At 67.5% G+C, this 14,673-nt stretch carries 14 protein-coding genes and 1 pseudogene; 2 read left to right on the forward strand and 13 right to left on the reverse strand.

Features of this window, described 5'->3' with window-relative positions; genetic code table 11:
• The first annotated feature begins 51 nt into the window (after positions 1–51).
• Positions 52–2,001, forward strand: coding sequence for a M13 family metallopeptidase (locus JVH1_RS10710; RefSeq protein ID WP_009478150.1), 1,950 nt, complete (start codon positions 52–54; stop codon positions 1,999–2,001).
• Between the two features lie 3 nt (positions 2,002–2,004).
• Here JVH1_RS10710 and JVH1_RS10715 read toward each other — a convergent pair whose 3' ends face one another.
• The 12 genes and pseudogenes from JVH1_RS10715 to JVH1_RS10770 form a co-directional block, all read right to left on the reverse strand.
• Positions 2,005–3,069, reverse strand: coding sequence for an ABC transporter ATP-binding protein (locus tag JVH1_RS10715; protein WP_009478149.1), 1,065 nt, complete (start codon positions 3,067–3,069; stop codon positions 2,005–2,007).
• Positions 3,070–3,086: 17 nt separating this feature from the next.
• Positions 3,087–3,641, reverse strand: a pseudogene (locus JVH1_RS10720) (extracellular solute-binding protein); the annotation flags it as partial.
• A 17-nt stretch (positions 3,642–3,658) separates the two neighbouring features.
• Positions 3,659–3,736 (reverse strand): twin-arginine translocation signal domain-containing protein, encoded by a 78-nt coding sequence (locus tag JVH1_RS10725; RefSeq protein ID WP_371113090.1) that lies wholly within the window; start codon positions 3,734–3,736, stop codon positions 3,659–3,661.
• A gap of 18 nt (positions 3,737–3,754) precedes the next feature.
• Positions 3,755–4,654, reverse strand: a complete 900-nt coding sequence (locus JVH1_RS10730) for a carbohydrate ABC transporter permease (protein ID WP_043781142.1) — start codon at positions 4,652–4,654, stop codon at positions 3,755–3,757.
• Entirely contained in the window at positions 4,651–5,559 is a 909-nt protein-coding gene (locus JVH1_RS10735) for a carbohydrate ABC transporter permease (protein WP_192817863.1), read from the reverse strand. Before JVH1_RS10735 ends, JVH1_RS10730 begins: the two co-directional genes overlap by 4 nt.
• Before the next feature lie 122 nt (positions 5,560–5,681).
• Entirely contained in the window at positions 5,682–6,602 is a 921-nt protein-coding gene (locus JVH1_RS10740) for an Ig-like domain-containing protein (RefSeq protein WP_009478147.1), read from the reverse strand.
• A 169-nt stretch (positions 6,603–6,771) separates the two neighbouring features.
• Positions 6,772–8,451, reverse strand: coding sequence for an FAD-dependent oxidoreductase (locus JVH1_RS10745; protein ID WP_043781138.1), 1,680 nt, complete (start codon positions 8,449–8,451; stop codon positions 6,772–6,774).
• 93 nt (positions 8,452–8,544) lie between these two features.
• Entirely contained in the window at positions 8,545–8,766 is a 222-nt protein-coding gene (locus JVH1_RS10750) for a dodecin (protein ID WP_009478145.1), read from the reverse strand.
• A 17-nt stretch (positions 8,767–8,783) separates the two neighbouring features.
• Positions 8,784–9,989, reverse strand: coding sequence for a serine hydrolase (locus tag JVH1_RS10755; protein WP_043781135.1), 1,206 nt, complete (start codon positions 9,987–9,989; stop codon positions 8,784–8,786).
• Positions 9,990–10,082: 93 nt separating this feature from the next.
• Complete coding sequence (locus JVH1_RS10760) at positions 10,083–10,598, reverse strand: DUF6764 family protein (RefSeq protein ID WP_009478143.1); 516 nt, start codon at positions 10,596–10,598, stop codon at positions 10,083–10,085.
• Positions 10,599–10,651: 53 nt separating this feature from the next.
• Positions 10,652–11,680, reverse strand: a complete 1,029-nt coding sequence (locus tag JVH1_RS10765; RefSeq protein WP_009478142.1) for a DNA polymerase domain-containing protein — start codon at positions 11,678–11,680, stop codon at positions 10,652–10,654.
• Complete coding sequence (locus JVH1_RS10770; protein WP_011597343.1) at positions 11,681–12,724, reverse strand: ATP-dependent DNA ligase; 1,044 nt, start codon at positions 12,722–12,724, stop codon at positions 11,681–11,683. It lies immediately after the preceding gene.
• 52 nt (positions 12,725–12,776) lie between these two features.
• On the opposite strand from JVH1_RS10770, the gene JVH1_RS10775 reads away from it, so the two are divergent.
• Entirely contained in the window at positions 12,777–13,469 is a 693-nt protein-coding gene (locus tag JVH1_RS10775; protein WP_009478140.1) for a hypothetical protein, read from the forward strand.
• A gap of 46 nt (positions 13,470–13,515) precedes the next feature.
• On the opposite strand, the gene JVH1_RS10780 is transcribed toward JVH1_RS10775, so the two are convergent.
• Positions 13,516–14,646 carry a magnesium and cobalt transport protein CorA gene (locus tag JVH1_RS10780; protein ID WP_005253068.1) on the reverse strand — a complete coding sequence of 377 codons (1,131 nt, stop codon included), beginning with the start codon at positions 14,644–14,646 and terminating at the stop codon, positions 13,516–13,518.
• Positions 14,647–14,673: the final 27 nt, after the last annotated feature.

Below are 14,673 nucleotides of genomic sequence, written 5' to 3' on the forward strand. Positions count from 1 at the left end.
CTGAGCGCAGTGGTGGACCTCCCGGCCCGGAACGGTGTAAGGATGGAACGCATGACCACGGCTCAGCGCTCCGGCATCGACCTCACTCACCTCGACAACGACACCCGCGCCCAGGACGACCTCTTCGTCCACGTGAACGGCAAGTGGATCGACGACTACGAGATTCCCGCGGACCGGGCGATCGACGGTGCGTTCCGCACGCTGTACGACAAGGCCGAGGTCGACGTCCAGACCATCATCGAGGAAGCGGCGGACTCCGGCGCGGCGCCGGGGACCGACGCGCAGCGCATCGGTGACCTGTACGGCAGCTTCATGGACGCGGACGTCGTCGAGGCCGCGGGGCTCGCACCGATCGCGGGCGAGCTCGCCGACGTGGCCTCGGCCGCCGACCTCTCCGCGCTCGCCGCCGTCATCGGCCGCCAGCAGCGCACGGGGGTCGGCGGAGCCGTCGGCCACTATGTCGACACGGACGCCAAGAACTCCGAGCGTTACCTCGTCCACTTCAGCCAGTCGGGCATCGGCCTGCCCGACGAGTCGTACTACCGCCAGGACGACCACGCGGAGATCCGCGCGGCGTACGTGAAGCACATCGCGAAGATGTTCGCCCTCGCCGACGTCGACTACGACGCGCAGCGCGTGTTCGACCTGGAAACCAAGATCGCGGCCGGTCATTGGGACGTCGTGAAGCGTCGCGACGCCGAGCTGAGCTACAACCTGCTCACCCTCGACCAGCTCCCCGCCGGGTTGGACTGGTCGTCGTGGATCGGCGCGCTCGGCGGCACGTCCGAGCAGTTCGCCGAGATCGTGGTCCGCCAGCCCGATTTCCTCACCACGCTGACCGAGCTGTGGACGTCCGAGGACATCGACGACTGGAAGGCGTGGGCGACGTGGAACGTCATCCGCTCCCGCGCCCCGTACCTCACGCAGGCCCTGGTCGACGAGAACTTCGCGTTCTACGGGAAGACGCTGACCGGCGCCGAGGAGATCCGTGAGCGCTGGAAGCGCGGCGTGTCCCTGGTGCAGGATCTGCTGGGCGAGGCCGTCGGCAAGCTCTACGTCGAACGCCACTTCCCGGCCGACGCGAAGGCCCGCATGCAGGAACTCGTCGCCAACCTGCAGGAGGCGTACCGGCGCAACATCTCCGACCTGGACTGGATGAGCCCCGAGACGCGGCAGGCGGCGCTGCGCAAGCTGGAGAAGTTCACGCCCAAGATCGGGTACCCCGACAAGTGGCGCGACTACTCGGCCGTCACCATCTCCCGCGACGACCTGGTCGGCAACTACCGCAGCGGCTACGCGGCGGAGTACGACCGCGACCTCGCGAAGCTCGGCGGCCCCGTCGACCGCGACGAGTGGTTCATGACGCCGCAGACGGTCAACGCCTACTACAACCCGGGCATGAACGAAATCGTCTTTCCCGCAGCCATTCTGCAGCCTCCGTTCTTCGACGCCGCCGCAGACGACGCCGCCAACTACGGCGGAATCGGTGCCGTCATCGGTCACGAGATCGGCCACGGCTTCGACGATCAGGGCGCCAAGTACGACGGCGACGGCAACATGGTCGACTGGTGGACCGACGACGACCGGACCGAGTTCGGCAAGCGCACGAAGGCGTTGATCGAGCAGTACAACGAGTTCGAGCCGAAGGCGCTGCCCGGCCACAATGTGAACGGCGAGTTCACCATCGGTGAGAACATCGGCGACCTCGGTGGCCTGTCCATCGCCATCGCGGCGTACCGGATCGCCACGGAAGGGTCCGAGCCCGAGGTTCTCGACGGCCTCACCGGTATCCAGCGGGTGTTCTTCGGCTGGGCGCAGGTGTGGCGCACCAAGGCCCGGGACGCCGAGGCGCTCCGCAGGCTCGCCGTCGATCCGCACTCGCCGCCGGAGTTCCGCTGCAACGGCGTGGTCCGCAACCTCGACACGTTCCACGACGCGTTCGACGTCAAGCCCGGTGACGCGCTCTACCTCGATCCGGAGGAGCGCGTCAAGATCTGGTAGCGACTACCGCAGACGGTTCCCCGTCGCCGCGGAGAAGAAGTACACCGCACCGGGCTTCGGCTGCAGGTGCACCCTCTCCCCCGCGGCGACGGTGCGGGTGCGGTCCACCCGCACCACCACCTTCCCGGACGTCCCGGACGCGTACACGAAGGACTCCGCCCCGAGTTCCTCGAGCAGGTCGGCGTCGACCGTGTACGAGTCCTTACGCCACGACCCCACCAGCGTCCACGACTCCGGGCGCACCCCCACGATCACGGAGCCGTCCCCGATCGCCGAGTGCGGCACGGGAATACGCAGGCCGCCCAGTTCGGCGACGCCGTCGCGGATCGGGGTGTCCATGAGGTTCATCCCGGGCGAGCCGATGAAACCGGCGACGAACGTGTTGACCGGGTCGTCGTAGAGATCGCGGGGCCGGGCGACCTGCTGGAGGCGCCCACCCTGCATGACCGCCACCCGGTCGCCCATCGTCATGGCCTCCACCTGGTCGTGGGTGACGTACACGGTGGTCGTGCCGAGCCGGCGCTGCAGACCCGCGATCTGCGAGCGGGTACTCACCCGCAGCGTGGCGTCGAGGTTGCTCAGCGGTTCGTCCATGCAGAACACCTTGGGGTGCCGCACGATGGCCCGGCCCATCGCGACCCGTTGACGTTGCCCGCCGGACAGTTTCACCGGTTTACGATCCAGCAGCGGCTCGAGTTCGAGCATCCGCGCCGCTTCCAGCACCCGCGCGGTGCGTTCCACCTTCCCGACGCCGGCGTTGCGGAGCGCGAAACCCATGTTGTCCGCGACGGTCATGTTCGGGTACAGCGCGTAACTCTGGAACACCATGGCCACGTCCCGCGCCCTGGGCGGCAGCGCGGTGACATCGGCGCCGCCGATCTCGATGCGGCCCGCCTCGACGGCTTCGAGGCCGGCCAGCATCCGCAGACTGGTCGACTTACCGCACCCGGACGGACCCACGAGGACGAGGAACTCGCCGTCCGCGATGTCGAGGTCCAGCCGATCGACCGCGGGTCGATCGGCTCCCGAATAGCGGTGGGTGACACCTGCGAACTGCACGTGGGCCATGAAAATTCCTTCTCCTCCTACTGGGGCAGCTTGGGTGTGATCTGGCGGTCGATGATCTGCTGGAGTTGTGTCCCGACACCGGCGAACGTCGCCGCCACGTCCGCGTTCTGCAGCGCGATCTGCTCGAGTCCGGTGCCGATGATCTGGTCACCGCCGGGGACGAACACCCGGGCGTAGTCCTGCGACCGGGTCTTCGCGAGCTGGTCGACGGCGGTGCGCGCGTTGGGGTTCGCGTCGAGGTACGCCTTCATGCTCGGGTCCTCGACAGCAGACTTGCGGACGGGCATGTACCCGACGTTCTGGGAGAAGTACGCGGTGCTCTCGCCGTTGGTCACGAAGTCGCTGAACGTCAGCGCGTTCTTCTTCCGCTCGTCGGAGATCCGCGCCGGAATCGCGAGGCCCGCGCCACCGGTCGGGCAGCCCGGCGCGCCCGACGCGGGGAGGAAGGCGAGGTCGGGGTATTTCGCCTCGAACCGGTTGATCAGTTCCCGTTCGACGTCCTGCGACTTGCCGGGGTGGTTGGACCAGAACGTGATGGTGTTCGCGCCGGACGTCGCCGACGAGCCCGACCCCGACCCGGCGCACGCCGTCAGCGCGGCGTCAGCGCGGCGCCGGCGGCCACCGCGCCCGCCAGCTCGAGGAATCCTCGACGGTTCATCCGATTCATGTCTCTCCTCGTTCTCCGCTATCCCTTGACCGCACCCGATGTGAGGCCCTTGATCATGTGCCGTTGCAGCACAAGGAAAACCACGAGAATCGGCAGCATCGTGAGTACCGTTCCCGCCATGACCGGGCACCAGTTGGTGAGCCCGTCGTTGTTCTGGAGTTGGGTCAACCCGACCGGCAGGGGCGCGACGGACGCGTCGTCGGCCATCAGGAACGGCCACAGGTATTCGTTCCACTCGGTGACGACGGTGATGATCGCGAACGCCACCATGGTGGGCCCCGACACCGGCAGGATCACCCGCCACAGCAGCCGGAAGTGGCCTGCGCCGTCCATCCGAGCGGCCTCGACGATCTCGGTGGGTATCGACAGGAAGTGGTTGCGCATCAGGAACGTTCCGAACGCGACCCCGGCGAGCGGAACGATGATGCCGTGAAAGCTGTTCCGCCAGCCCCATTCGGCGACGAGTGCGTAGTTGGAGATGACCGTGATCTGGTTGGGCACCATCAAGGCGGCGATGATGCCGAGGAACACGACGTTCTTGCCCGGGAACCGCAGGAACACCAGCCCGTAGGCACTGAACACGCCGAGTGCGAACTTCACGACGGCCAGCACCCCGGTGATGATCACGGAGTTGCGCAGGAACGTCCAGAACGGCACCGACGTGGTGGCCTCCGAGTAGTTCTCGGGATGGAAGGTGCCGGGCCACCAGGTGACCGGCAGGGTGTAGACGTCCGGGCGATCCTTGAAGGACGTCATCACGATCCAGTACAGCGGCAGGGCCACCATGACCAGCACCGCCACCATCGCGGCGTATCCCAGGGCCGTCACGAGCACCTCCCGGCGGCGATGGTCACGGGCCGGGTCTGCCGTCACCGGCACCTCCGTGCTGCGCTGTTCGCGCAGGGTGTCCGCGGTCACCGGACCTCACCGCGATCCATGATCCGCACCTGGTAGACGGTGATCCCGAGCAGGACGAGGAACATGATCGTGGCCACGGTGGCGCCGTAGCCGGCACGAAAATTGCGGAACGACTCGTTGTAGACCTGGTAGACCATCGTGGTGGTTCCGGTGCCGAGCGGACCGCCCCGGGTCATCACGTTGATGATGTCGAACACCTGAAGGGAGCCCAGCATCACCGTGATCGAGAGGAAGTAGGTGGTCGGACGCAACTGCGGCAGGATGACCCGGCGGAACGTCGTCCACCTGCCGGCCCCGTCGATCTCCGCGGCCTCGGTCAGCTCACGCCGCGTGCCCTGCAGTGCCGCAAGGTAGATCACGAACGTGTAGCCGAGGTTCTTCCACAGGTAGGTAACCGTCACCATGCACAGCGCCCAGTGCGGGTCCTGATAGAAGTCGGGGACGGAGTCGACCCCGACACGGTGCAGCAGATCCTGAATCAACCCGAAACGGGGATCGAACACGAACTGGAACGCCACGCCGATCGCGGCGCCCGAGATGACGAACGGCGCGAAGATCGCCGAGCGGACGAGGTTGCGGCCGTGCAGGTTACGGTCCAGCAGCACGGCGAGCGCGAGACCGGCGATCATCGATCCCACCACGGTCGCGACGGTGAAGACGACGGTGTTCCCGACGATCTGCCAGGTGTCGGGCCGGCTCCACCACTCGCGGTAGTTGTCCCATCCGACGAACGTGGCGACGGGGTCGGCGATGTTCCAGTCGAAGAACGACAGCCGGATGTTGTCGACCAGGGGCCGGTAGGTGAACAGCACGAGCAGAACCAGATTGGGACCCACCAGCGCCGCGAACAACGCGTAGTCCCGCCACGGACGCCCGAACAGTCCCTGCTTTCCCGGCGACGGCAGGAAACGTTGCGGACTCGATCTCACTGCGGCAGTCTGACGACCGATGACGAATAGCCGGTGAATTGCCGTAGCCCGCACATTGAACTGTGCGGGCTACGGGAAGAACGCGGTGGGAATCGGGGTCAGCGGTTCCAGTCGCCGAGTCCGTCGGAGCCGCTCAGCACGCCGCCCGCGGTGTTCTGCACGACCACGGCGTCACCCTTCTTCGAGTTCTCGTAGAACCACTTGGCGTCCTCGGTGCTCACGTTGAGGCAGCCGTGGCTGACGTTGGTGTTGCCCTGGGCGTCCACCGACCACGGTGCGGCGTGGACGAAGATGCCGCTGTACGACATGCGGGTGGCGTACTCGACGTACGTGCGGTACCCCTCGGCCGAGTCGACCGGGACACCGTACGTGGACGAGTCCATGTACATGTCGCGGAACTTGTCGCCGATGATGTACGTGCCGTTCGGCGTCTCGTGATCGGTCTTACCCATCGAGGTCCGCATGGTCTTGACCACTTCGCCGTTCCGGGTGACGGTGATCTGCTTGGTGTTGTCGTCCGCGGTCGCCACCAGCGCGTCGCCGATGGTGAACGTGGAGTGCGAATCGCCGGCATCCACGGTGACCTCGGTGTTCGCGGGCCAGAACTCGGTGGGCTTCCAGCGCACCTGGCTGTCGTTGATCCAGTAGAAACCACCCTCGACGGGCTGGCTGGTGGTGACCTTGATTGCCCGCTCGGCGGCGGCGCGGTCGCCGATCGCCTCGTTGAAGCGGATGATCACCGGCTGCGCGACACCCACGACCTCGCCCGCGCCCGGGTTGAGGGACGGAGCCGAGAAGTTCGCAGGCGCGGGTGCCGGCTCGGGAAGCGGCAGCTGCGGCGCGCCGGGCAGCCCGGGAAGGGTGGGAAGACTCGGAATCTCCGGTCCACCGGGAAAGAGCGGTGCGGCCTGTGCGGCCCCGACCAGCGCAGTTCCGGAGACGACGGCCCCGGTCAGTGCGACGGCGACGCGCGAAGACCAGTGCTTGTTCCTGGAAAATCCGATTCCTGACTTGCCCATATGACCACTCTCGTTCGACGACGTGTGCAACGCGCGTCCCCGACGGACCTATCAATCGCGCACTGCCATTAACACACATCATCCGGCCACGAGCAATTTGCCCGCAATCGTTGCCGCTCCGCGGCCTGCGAGGCGGTGGTGTCACCGAGCGGTCAAGAAGTGCTCACGATCAGGTCTCGGCGCGGGCGGCGGCGAGCATGCTTTCGATGGTGATCAGTTTGGTGCGCGTCCGACCGGCCGCCCTGCCCCCGGCGCGTTCGGTCTTGTCGATCCGCTGCCAGCCCTGGTAGTCGACGGCGTCGGGTGCACGCTCGGCGATCAGCCGGTCGAGGGCCTCGCGTTCGGCGGGCGCGTCGAGCCGCCCGGCGCAGAAGTCGTCGATCAGCATCCTGACCGTCTCCGCGGAGCAATACTTGTTGGTGCCGATCACGCCCGTCGGCCCGCGTTTGATCCAGCCCGCCACGTACACGCCGGGCACGGGAGCGCCGGTCTCCGGATCGATCACCCGGCCGTTCTCGTTGGGGATGACGCCGCGCCGGTCGTCGAAGGGGATCCCGGCCACCGGTTGGCCGCGATAGCCGATCGAGCGCAGCACCAGGCCGGTGTCCAGCGTCGAGGTGACGTCGGAGGGTTTGGCGCTGAGCCTGCCGGATGCGTCCGTGACCAACTCGTTCTTCGCGATGCGAACCGATTCGACGGTGTCGGTGCCGAGAATCTCCACGGGTGACGTCAGGAAACGCAGCACGATCCGCTTCTTCGCCGGATCGGCGGTGCGCCGGGCGAATTCCTCGACCTGTCTCACCTTGTGGCGCTGCGACGGCTCGGCCTCGTCGCCGTCGATGAACGCGCGGCTCGCCGGGTCGAGCACCGCTTCTTCCGGGTCGACCACGATGTCCACGTTCGGCATGCGCCCGAGCGCCAGGAGCTCGGGGTTGGTGTAGGCGGCCTGGGCGGGGCCCCGGCGGCCGAGAACGACGACCTCTCGGATGTTGCTCGCCCGCAGGGCCTCGAGGGCGTGCTCCGCGAGATCCGTCTTCGCCAGGATCTCCGGATCGGTGACGAGGATGCGGGCCACGTCGAGTGCCACGTTGCCGTTGCCGACGATGACGGCCCGCTCTCCCGACAGGTCGAACGTGCGGTCGGCGTAGTCGGGATGACCGTTGTACCAGGCCACGAACTCGGTGGCGGCGTGGCTGCCGACCAGATCCTCGCCGGGAATGCCCAGCGTGCGGTCGCCTGCCGCACCGACCGCGTAGATGACGGCGTGGTGGTGCGCGAGCAATTCCTCATGACTGACGTCCCGGCCCACTTCCACGTTGAAGTGGCAGTGCACCGTGCGTTTGCCGACGACGGAGCGGAACTGGTCCGTGACGCCCTTGGTGCCCGGATGGTCCGGCGCGACACCGGCGCGCACCAGTCCGTACGGTGTGGGCAGGCGGTCGAAGATGTCGACCTCGACGCGCGGCTTCGCGGTGAGTTCCATCGCGGCGTAGCAGGCGGCCGGACCCGACCCCACGACCGCGACGTGGAGTGTGCCGAGGGCCGCATCGATCTGGGGCAGCTTGAGCGGCTCGGGCCAGTCGGGGCCGATGGGGTGCTTGGTGTAGTACTGCGCGTTGATGTCCAGGTACGGCTCGTCGACCTCGTCGAGGTCGTTCTCCGCGTAGATGGCCTCCACCGGGCACTCCTCGACGCAGGCCCCGCAGTCGATGCAGGTGTCCGGGTCGATGTACAGCATTTCCGTGGTGGCAAACGGCTTCTCGTCCGGTGTGGGATGGATGCAGTTGACCGGACAGACGTCGACGCACGAGGCGTCGTTGCAGCACGGCTGCGTGATCACATAAGCCACGGTTCTCCCCTACCTGAGTACGCGCAGTCCGACGTCGAGATGTGACACCAGACTATAACGTGTTCCAATTTTGCGCGAGAACCGTGCGCGGTGTCAGACCGCGTCGCCAGGCTCCACACGGAATCCGACCTTCACCGTGACCTGGTAGTGCGCGACGGCGCCGTTCTCGACGTGACCCCGGGTCTCGACGACTTCGAACCACTCGACGTTGCGCACGGTCTCGTTGGTCCGCGCGATGGCGTTCTCGATGGCCGCATCGGTGCTGTCGCTCGACGAACCGACGACCTCGACAACTCGGTACACGTGATCACTCATCGGGATTCCTTTCGTGGTTACTTGCCGTTCCGGACGATCGCCTGCGCCTCGACACCGAGCCGGGCCAGACGAAGATCGCCGAGAGCCGTGAGGGAACTCCCGAGGCGGTTGGTGACGAAGCCCAGGGACAGTCCGCTGTCGAGGTCCGCGTAGGCACCGGACCCGCCGACGCCGTAGTGCCCGATCGCGTTCCGCGGTTGTTCCCGGGACGCGAGGATCGGCCGGTGATAGCCGAGGGACCACTGCGGCCGGATACCGAGGACGTAGTCGCGGTCGTGGGTCTGTACCTGCGACATCTGCGCGATGGTGGCCTTGCGCAGGAACCGGTGTCCGTCCAGCCTGCCCCCGTTTGCGATGGCGCCGTACATGCGCGCGAGCGCCCGCGCGCTGAACACGCCGTTCCAGCCGGGCATCACCGCGTCGTACACCGCGGGGTTCCGGACCAGAACGTCGAACCCCTGGGGCATCGCCGCCTCGGCGAGGCCCCGGGTGGGGCCGACGAGCGAGAGCACGTTCGACGTGAGCTCCCAGTTGAGGCCGGCCGGGTTGATGTGCGGAAACAGCTTCGCGATCCGTGGACGGTGCTGTCCGGGAACCTGATACCAGAAGTCGTCTACGCCGAGCGGGCCCGCGATTTCGTCCTGCACGGCCTGGACGAACGGCTTCCCGGTGACGCGTGCGATCAGCTCGGCCACCAGCCACCCGTAGGTGACGGCGTGATACCCGGGACCGCGCAGCCTGCGCGGATCCGCGGGGGTGGCCGCGAGGGCCTGGACGACGGCGTCGTAGTCGAGGAGATCGAGCGGGCTCCGCATCAGGCCCCGGACCTTGTGCAGTCCGGCCCGGTGGGTGAGGAGTTCGCGGACCGTGATGTCGTCCTTGCCTGCCGCGGCGAACTCGGGCCAGTAGCGTGCGACGGGCGCGTCGTAGTCGATCAGCCTGCGCTCGGCGAGGCGGTGGACGACCGTGCTGGCCACACCCTTTCCCGTCGAGAACGAGAGGGCGACGGTGTCGCGGTCCCATCGGCGGTCGCGGTCAGCCCAGCCCGCCCAGATGTCGAGGACTTTCTCACCCCGGAAGTACGCGGTGAGCGCCCCGCCGCCGTGCTGTGGTTGCCGGTACATCGCGAAGAATCGGTCGGCGAGCGGCAGGAACCGCGGATCCACGTGCAACTCCGTCCGTGGCACGGACGCGGGCCGGGGAACTCGAACGCTGGTCGTCATCGACCACCTCCGATCTCGCTGCCGCATCTCCTACGGCAGTTGCGTCAGCCCATTGTGACTACCGTCACCATACGACGCGGACCGGGGTGCCGTTCAGGGAAGCCGCCACACTGTTATGCCGTCGCTCAGACACGCTTGACCTGCAAGGAAATTGATCGCGAGCGACGGTCCACCGGCGCACACCACGCCCTTGGCCGGATCCGCGACGAGCGCCTGCCCTCCCGGACCGCTCAGCACCAGCGCGGGACCGGCACTGTCGACCGTTCCGATGGCGACGCTCTGGGGCCCGACCGCCACCGCGGCGACTGCGCCGCGACGTGCCTCGGCGGCACCGACACCGCCGCCCAGGCCGGCGCCGAGCGCCGCTCCCGCGTGGGCTGCGTCGGCGAACCCGACACCGTCCGTGCCGAACGCCGCCGAATTGCTGCTCGTATCGGCGTTGGCCCCGCACGCGGTGCGGTCGACGACCGTGGTGTCACCCCGGCCCGGTGGGGACACACAGGAGAGGGACACGGCCGACGCGGTGGCCGGCGCGATCATCAGGGCCCCGAGTGCCGTCGCGACGACACCGAGGACGAGTCCGGCAGTACCGACTGTCGTACGTTCCATGGCGACCTCACATTGTTCCCGACCCGACCGTCCCGAGCCTACGTGAGCGCCGGCTATTTGCGGTCTCGGTCCCGACTCGGTTGTACCCGCTTGGGTTCCCCCGGCATTTTCGGGTAATTGGGTGGGTACGGCAGATCTCCGAGACCGTTCGCGGCGTCCCGTTCGGCCATCTCCAGCAGCACGTCGAGCGATTGCGCCACGTCACTCATGGTCGCCATGGGATCGCCGCGCTTCGCGAGCAGCGCGGGCACGGTCGCGATGGTGAAGTCGTCGGGGTCGACGTCCACCAGTTCCTCCCAGGTGACGGGCGTCGACACGGTCGCGATCGGCGTCTTGCGGGCCGAGTAGGCGGACGCGATGGTCTTGTCCCTGGCGTTCTGGTTGAAGTCGAGGAAGATGCGTTCGCCGCGTTCCTCCTTCCACCAGGACGTGGTGGCCCGGTCGCCGCTGCGCCGCTCGATCTCCCGGGCGAGGGCGATGCCCGCGCGCCGCACCTCGATGAAATCCCAGCGCGGTTCGATGCGGAGATACACGTGCAGCCCGCGGCCGCCCGACGTCTTGGGGTAGCCGACGAGACCGAGTTCGTCGAGCAGCGGCCGGAGCACGTCCAGCGCGACCGCCCGGGCGTCGTCGAATCCGGTTCCCGGCTGCGGGTCCAGGTCGATGCGCAGTTCGTCGGGGTGATCGACGTCGGGGCACCGGACCGCCCACGGATGGAACGTGATGTTGCCGAGGTTCGCCGCCCACACGATGTTCGCGGCACTGCGCACGCGGAGCACATCCGCCTTGCGGCCGGACGGGAACGTGACCTCGCACGACTCCACGTGGTCGGGGCGCTTCGCGGGAACCCGCTTCTGGTAGATCTCCTCGCCCTCGATCCCGTCCGGGAACCGTTGCAGATGCGTCGGCCGATCGAACAGGGCGGTCAGCAGCGCACCGTCGAGTGCCACGGTCCGGTAGTACTCCACCAGGTGCCGTTTCGTGCCGCCCTCGGCACCGAGTTTCGGGTAGTAGATCTTGTCGGGGTTCGACAGCCGCACGGCGACGCCGTCGACGTCGAGTTCTTCGGCAGGACTCGCCATCTAGGAACCTCCGGCCAGGACGTCGGCAAGGTCGTATCGCACCGGGACCTCCAATTGTTGGAACGTGCACTCGTCGGGCGTCCGGTCCGGGCGCCAGCGCAGGAACCGCGCGGCGTGCCGGAACCGGGCACCCTCCATCTGGTCGTACGCCACCTCGACGACGCGTTCGGGGCGCAGCGGCACCCAGGTTCGGTCGTTGCCCGACTGCCACCGCGTCGGCGCGCCGTCCGCGACCACGTCGTCGCCGACGCGCAGCTCGTCGAGTTCGGCGAGCAGTTCGATCCGCCGCGCGGCCGTGAACGCCGACGCACCGCCGACCATCGCCATCTGGTCGCCGTCGTACAGTCCGAGCAGCATCGACCCGATCCCCGGCTGACTCTTGTGCGGCCGGTATCCGATGACGACGCAGTCGGCGGTGCGGGCGTGCTTCACCTTCACCATTTCCCGCTTGTTGGGCAGGTACGGGCCCACCAGCTTCTTCGCCACCACCCCGTCGAGGCCGGCACCCTCGAACGCCTCGAACCACTCGGTGGCCGTCGCACTGGATTCGGTGGCGGCGGTGACGTGGCAGCTGGGTCCGCCGCCGATGGTGTCGACGAGCTGCGCGCGGCGTACGGAGAAGTCCTCCCGGCTGAGGTCGCGGTCGCCCAGGGCGAGCAGATCGAAGGCGACGAACTGCGCCGGGGTCTTCTCGGACAGCATCGTCACCCGGCTCTCGGCCGGATGAATGCGCTCCGACAACGACTCCCAGTCGAGCCGGGTGCGGCCGTCGATGTTGCGCGGGACGACGAGTTCGCCGTCCACCACGCACCGCTGCGGCAGTTCGTCCTTCACTGCCCGGACGAGTTCGGGAAAGTACCTGGCCAGATCCTTTCCGCCGCGGGACCCGAGCACCACCTCGTCGCCGTCGCGGAAGACGAGGGTGCGGAAACCGTCCCATTTCGGTTCGTAGGACCAGGCGAGGCCGGACTCCGGTTGCGCCGGAACGGACGACGCAGCCTTCGCGAGCATCGGCTGTAACGGAGGCATCACGGGGAGATCCACCCGTCCATACTGTCACCACGATTGGCAAATCGGACAGCGATGTAATCAAATTATGCGCGACACGGCAATCGCGGTGGACACGATCGGGGTGGCAACGGTCATCTCGGAGGAACAGGTGGCGGACGGTCACCTGACGGAGGGGTCAGACATGACAGGGTTAGTTCGGCGGGTGTGTACCGCAGTCGTCGCGTTGTCGGCGACGGCAGTTCTGGTGGCCGGGTGCGGTTCGGACACGACTCCCACCGCGGTGCCGGAGTCGGGTGCCTCCGCGGCCACCACGTCCAGCGAATCGACCACCGTGATCGACGGGCAGGAAGGCGAGGACGCCGGCGGCGACGTCGACTTCGAGGTCGCGATCGGTGAGTGCGTGAAGCTCGGCGGCACCGTCTCCGACGCCGAGATCGACAAGGCGGTGTGCGGCAGCGCCGATTCGAACTACAAGGTGATCGCCAAGGCCGCGAAGAACAGCCAGTGCATCAGCGACGCCGACTCGTACTACTACGAAACCCTCGGCGGCATCGAGCAGGGCGCGATCTGCCTCGACGTGGACTGGGTTATCGGCGGGTGCATGGACGTCGGCGGCGAGGATCCCGCGCGCATCGACTGCGGCGACACAACGGCCGTCGACGGTGTGAAGGTGACGGAGATCGTGCAGGGCGCCACGTCCGTGGACTCGTGCAGCACGTCGTCCAACGGATACGAATACCCCGAGCGCAAGTTCGTCGTCTGCGTCGACGAACTCTGACAGCAGGCGCCGGCCGGCTGCGGACACTGCCCGCAGCCGGCCTCGCTCACAACCAGCCGCGGCGTTTGAAGATCGTGTACAGCCCGGCACAGGTGAGCATCATCAGCGACAGGGCGAACGGATACCCACCGACCCAGTGCAGTTCGGGCATGTGGTCGAAGTTCATGCCGTAGACCGTCCCGATCAGGGTGGGCGCGAACAGGATCGCCGCCCAAGCCGACACCTTCTTGATCTCCTCGTTCTGCGCGTAGCTGGCCTGGGTCAGGTTGCGCATCTCCTCGTTCTGCTCCTGCGACACCAGGGTGGCGTTGACGGTGAGGATGTTCCCGAGCAGCTGACGGAAGCCGTCGGCCCGCTCCACGACAACCGTCGCGTGGTCGGTGACGTCGCGCAGGTACCGCTGCAGTTCCTCGTCGGTGTTGTACTTCTCGAATCCCGCCGACAACCCGCGCAGCATCCCGAGCAGCGGCCTTGTGGCCCTCTGGAATTCGATGACCTCGCGGGTGAGTTCGTAGATGCGCCGCGAGACACCCGGCGCTCCGCTGAACACCTCGGTCTCGATCTCGTCGATGTCGTTCTGCAATCCGGCGACGACGGGCGCGTACCCGTCGACCACGGCGTCGAGGATCGCGTAGAGGACGGCTTCGGGTCCGAGCCGGAGCAGGTCCGGGTTGCTCTCCATCCGCCGGCGGACCGCCGACAGGTCGGGGGATTCGCTGTGCCGGACCGTGAGCACGAACGTCGGACCGCAGAAGACGTGCAGCTCACCGAATTCGACGCGCTCGGTCTCGTCGCAGTAGCGCGCGGCGCGCAGGACCACGAACAGCGTCTTGCCGTAACGCTCCAGCTTGGGCCGCTGGTGGGCGACGATCGCGTCCTCGACGGCCAACTCGTGCAGGTCGAATTGCTTTGCTGCCGCATACAACTGGGCGTCGTTCGGCCGGTACATCCCGATCCACGCCATCGACGACGCGTCCGGCAGGCTCGCGAGGGCCTCGGACAGGGTGGCCGGGGTGGCCGTCTTCCGGCCGTCGCGGTAGACGGCGCTGTTGACCACCGTTTCCTCGGCAGGCGTCGGTTCGACGGGCCGGCGGGTCACCGCGTGACCGGCGTCGGCGTCGGACAGACCGGCGGAACGGCTGGGGAGAAGGGAACGGATCGGGCGCAGCTGAGGCATGACACGGGGCTTTCGAGGGAAAGTGGG

The organism is Rhodococcus sp. JVH1 (assembly GCF_000280725.2).
GTDB lineage: Bacteria > Actinomycetota > Actinomycetes > Mycobacteriales > Mycobacteriaceae > Rhodococcus_F > Rhodococcus_F jostii_A.

What these genes read in the sequence shown, in the direction of transcription:
- JVH1_RS10740 (WP_009478147.1), bottom strand. Translation starts at nt 6,602, where the DNA reads ATGGGCAAGTCAGGAATCGGATTTTCCAGGAACAAGCACTGGTCTTCG.
- JVH1_RS10755 (WP_043781135.1), bottom strand. Translation starts at nt 9,989, where the DNA reads ATGACGACCAGCGTTCGAGTTCCCCGGCCCGCGTCCGTGCCACGGACG.
- JVH1_RS10710 (WP_009478150.1), top strand. Translation starts at nt 52, where the DNA reads ATGACCACGGCTCAGCGCTCCGGCATCGACCTCACTCACCTCGACAAC.
- JVH1_RS10760 (WP_009478143.1), bottom strand. Translation starts at nt 10,598, where the DNA reads ATGGAACGTACGACAGTCGGTACTGCCGGACTCGTCCTCGGTGTCGTC.
- JVH1_RS10765 (WP_009478142.1), bottom strand. Translation starts at nt 11,680, where the DNA reads ATGGCGAGTCCTGCCGAAGAACTCGACGTCGACGGCGTCGCCGTGCGG.
- JVH1_RS10750 (WP_009478145.1), bottom strand. Translation starts at nt 8,766, where the DNA reads ATGAGTGATCACGTGTACCGAGTTGTCGAGGTCGTCGGTTCGTCGAGC.
- JVH1_RS10725 (WP_371113090.1), bottom strand. Translation starts at nt 3,736, where the DNA reads ATGAATCGGATGAACCGTCGAGGATTCCTCGAGCTGGCGGGCGCGGTG.
- JVH1_RS10780 (WP_005253068.1), bottom strand. Translation starts at nt 14,646, where the DNA reads ATGCCTCAGCTGCGCCCGATCCGTTCCCTTCTCCCCAGCCGTTCCGCC.
- JVH1_RS10715 (WP_009478149.1), bottom strand. Translation starts at nt 3,069, where the DNA reads ATGGCCCACGTGCAGTTCGCAGGTGTCACCCACCGCTATTCGGGAGCC.
- JVH1_RS10775 (WP_009478140.1), top strand. Translation starts at nt 12,777, where the DNA reads ATGCGCGACACGGCAATCGCGGTGGACACGATCGGGGTGGCAACGGTC.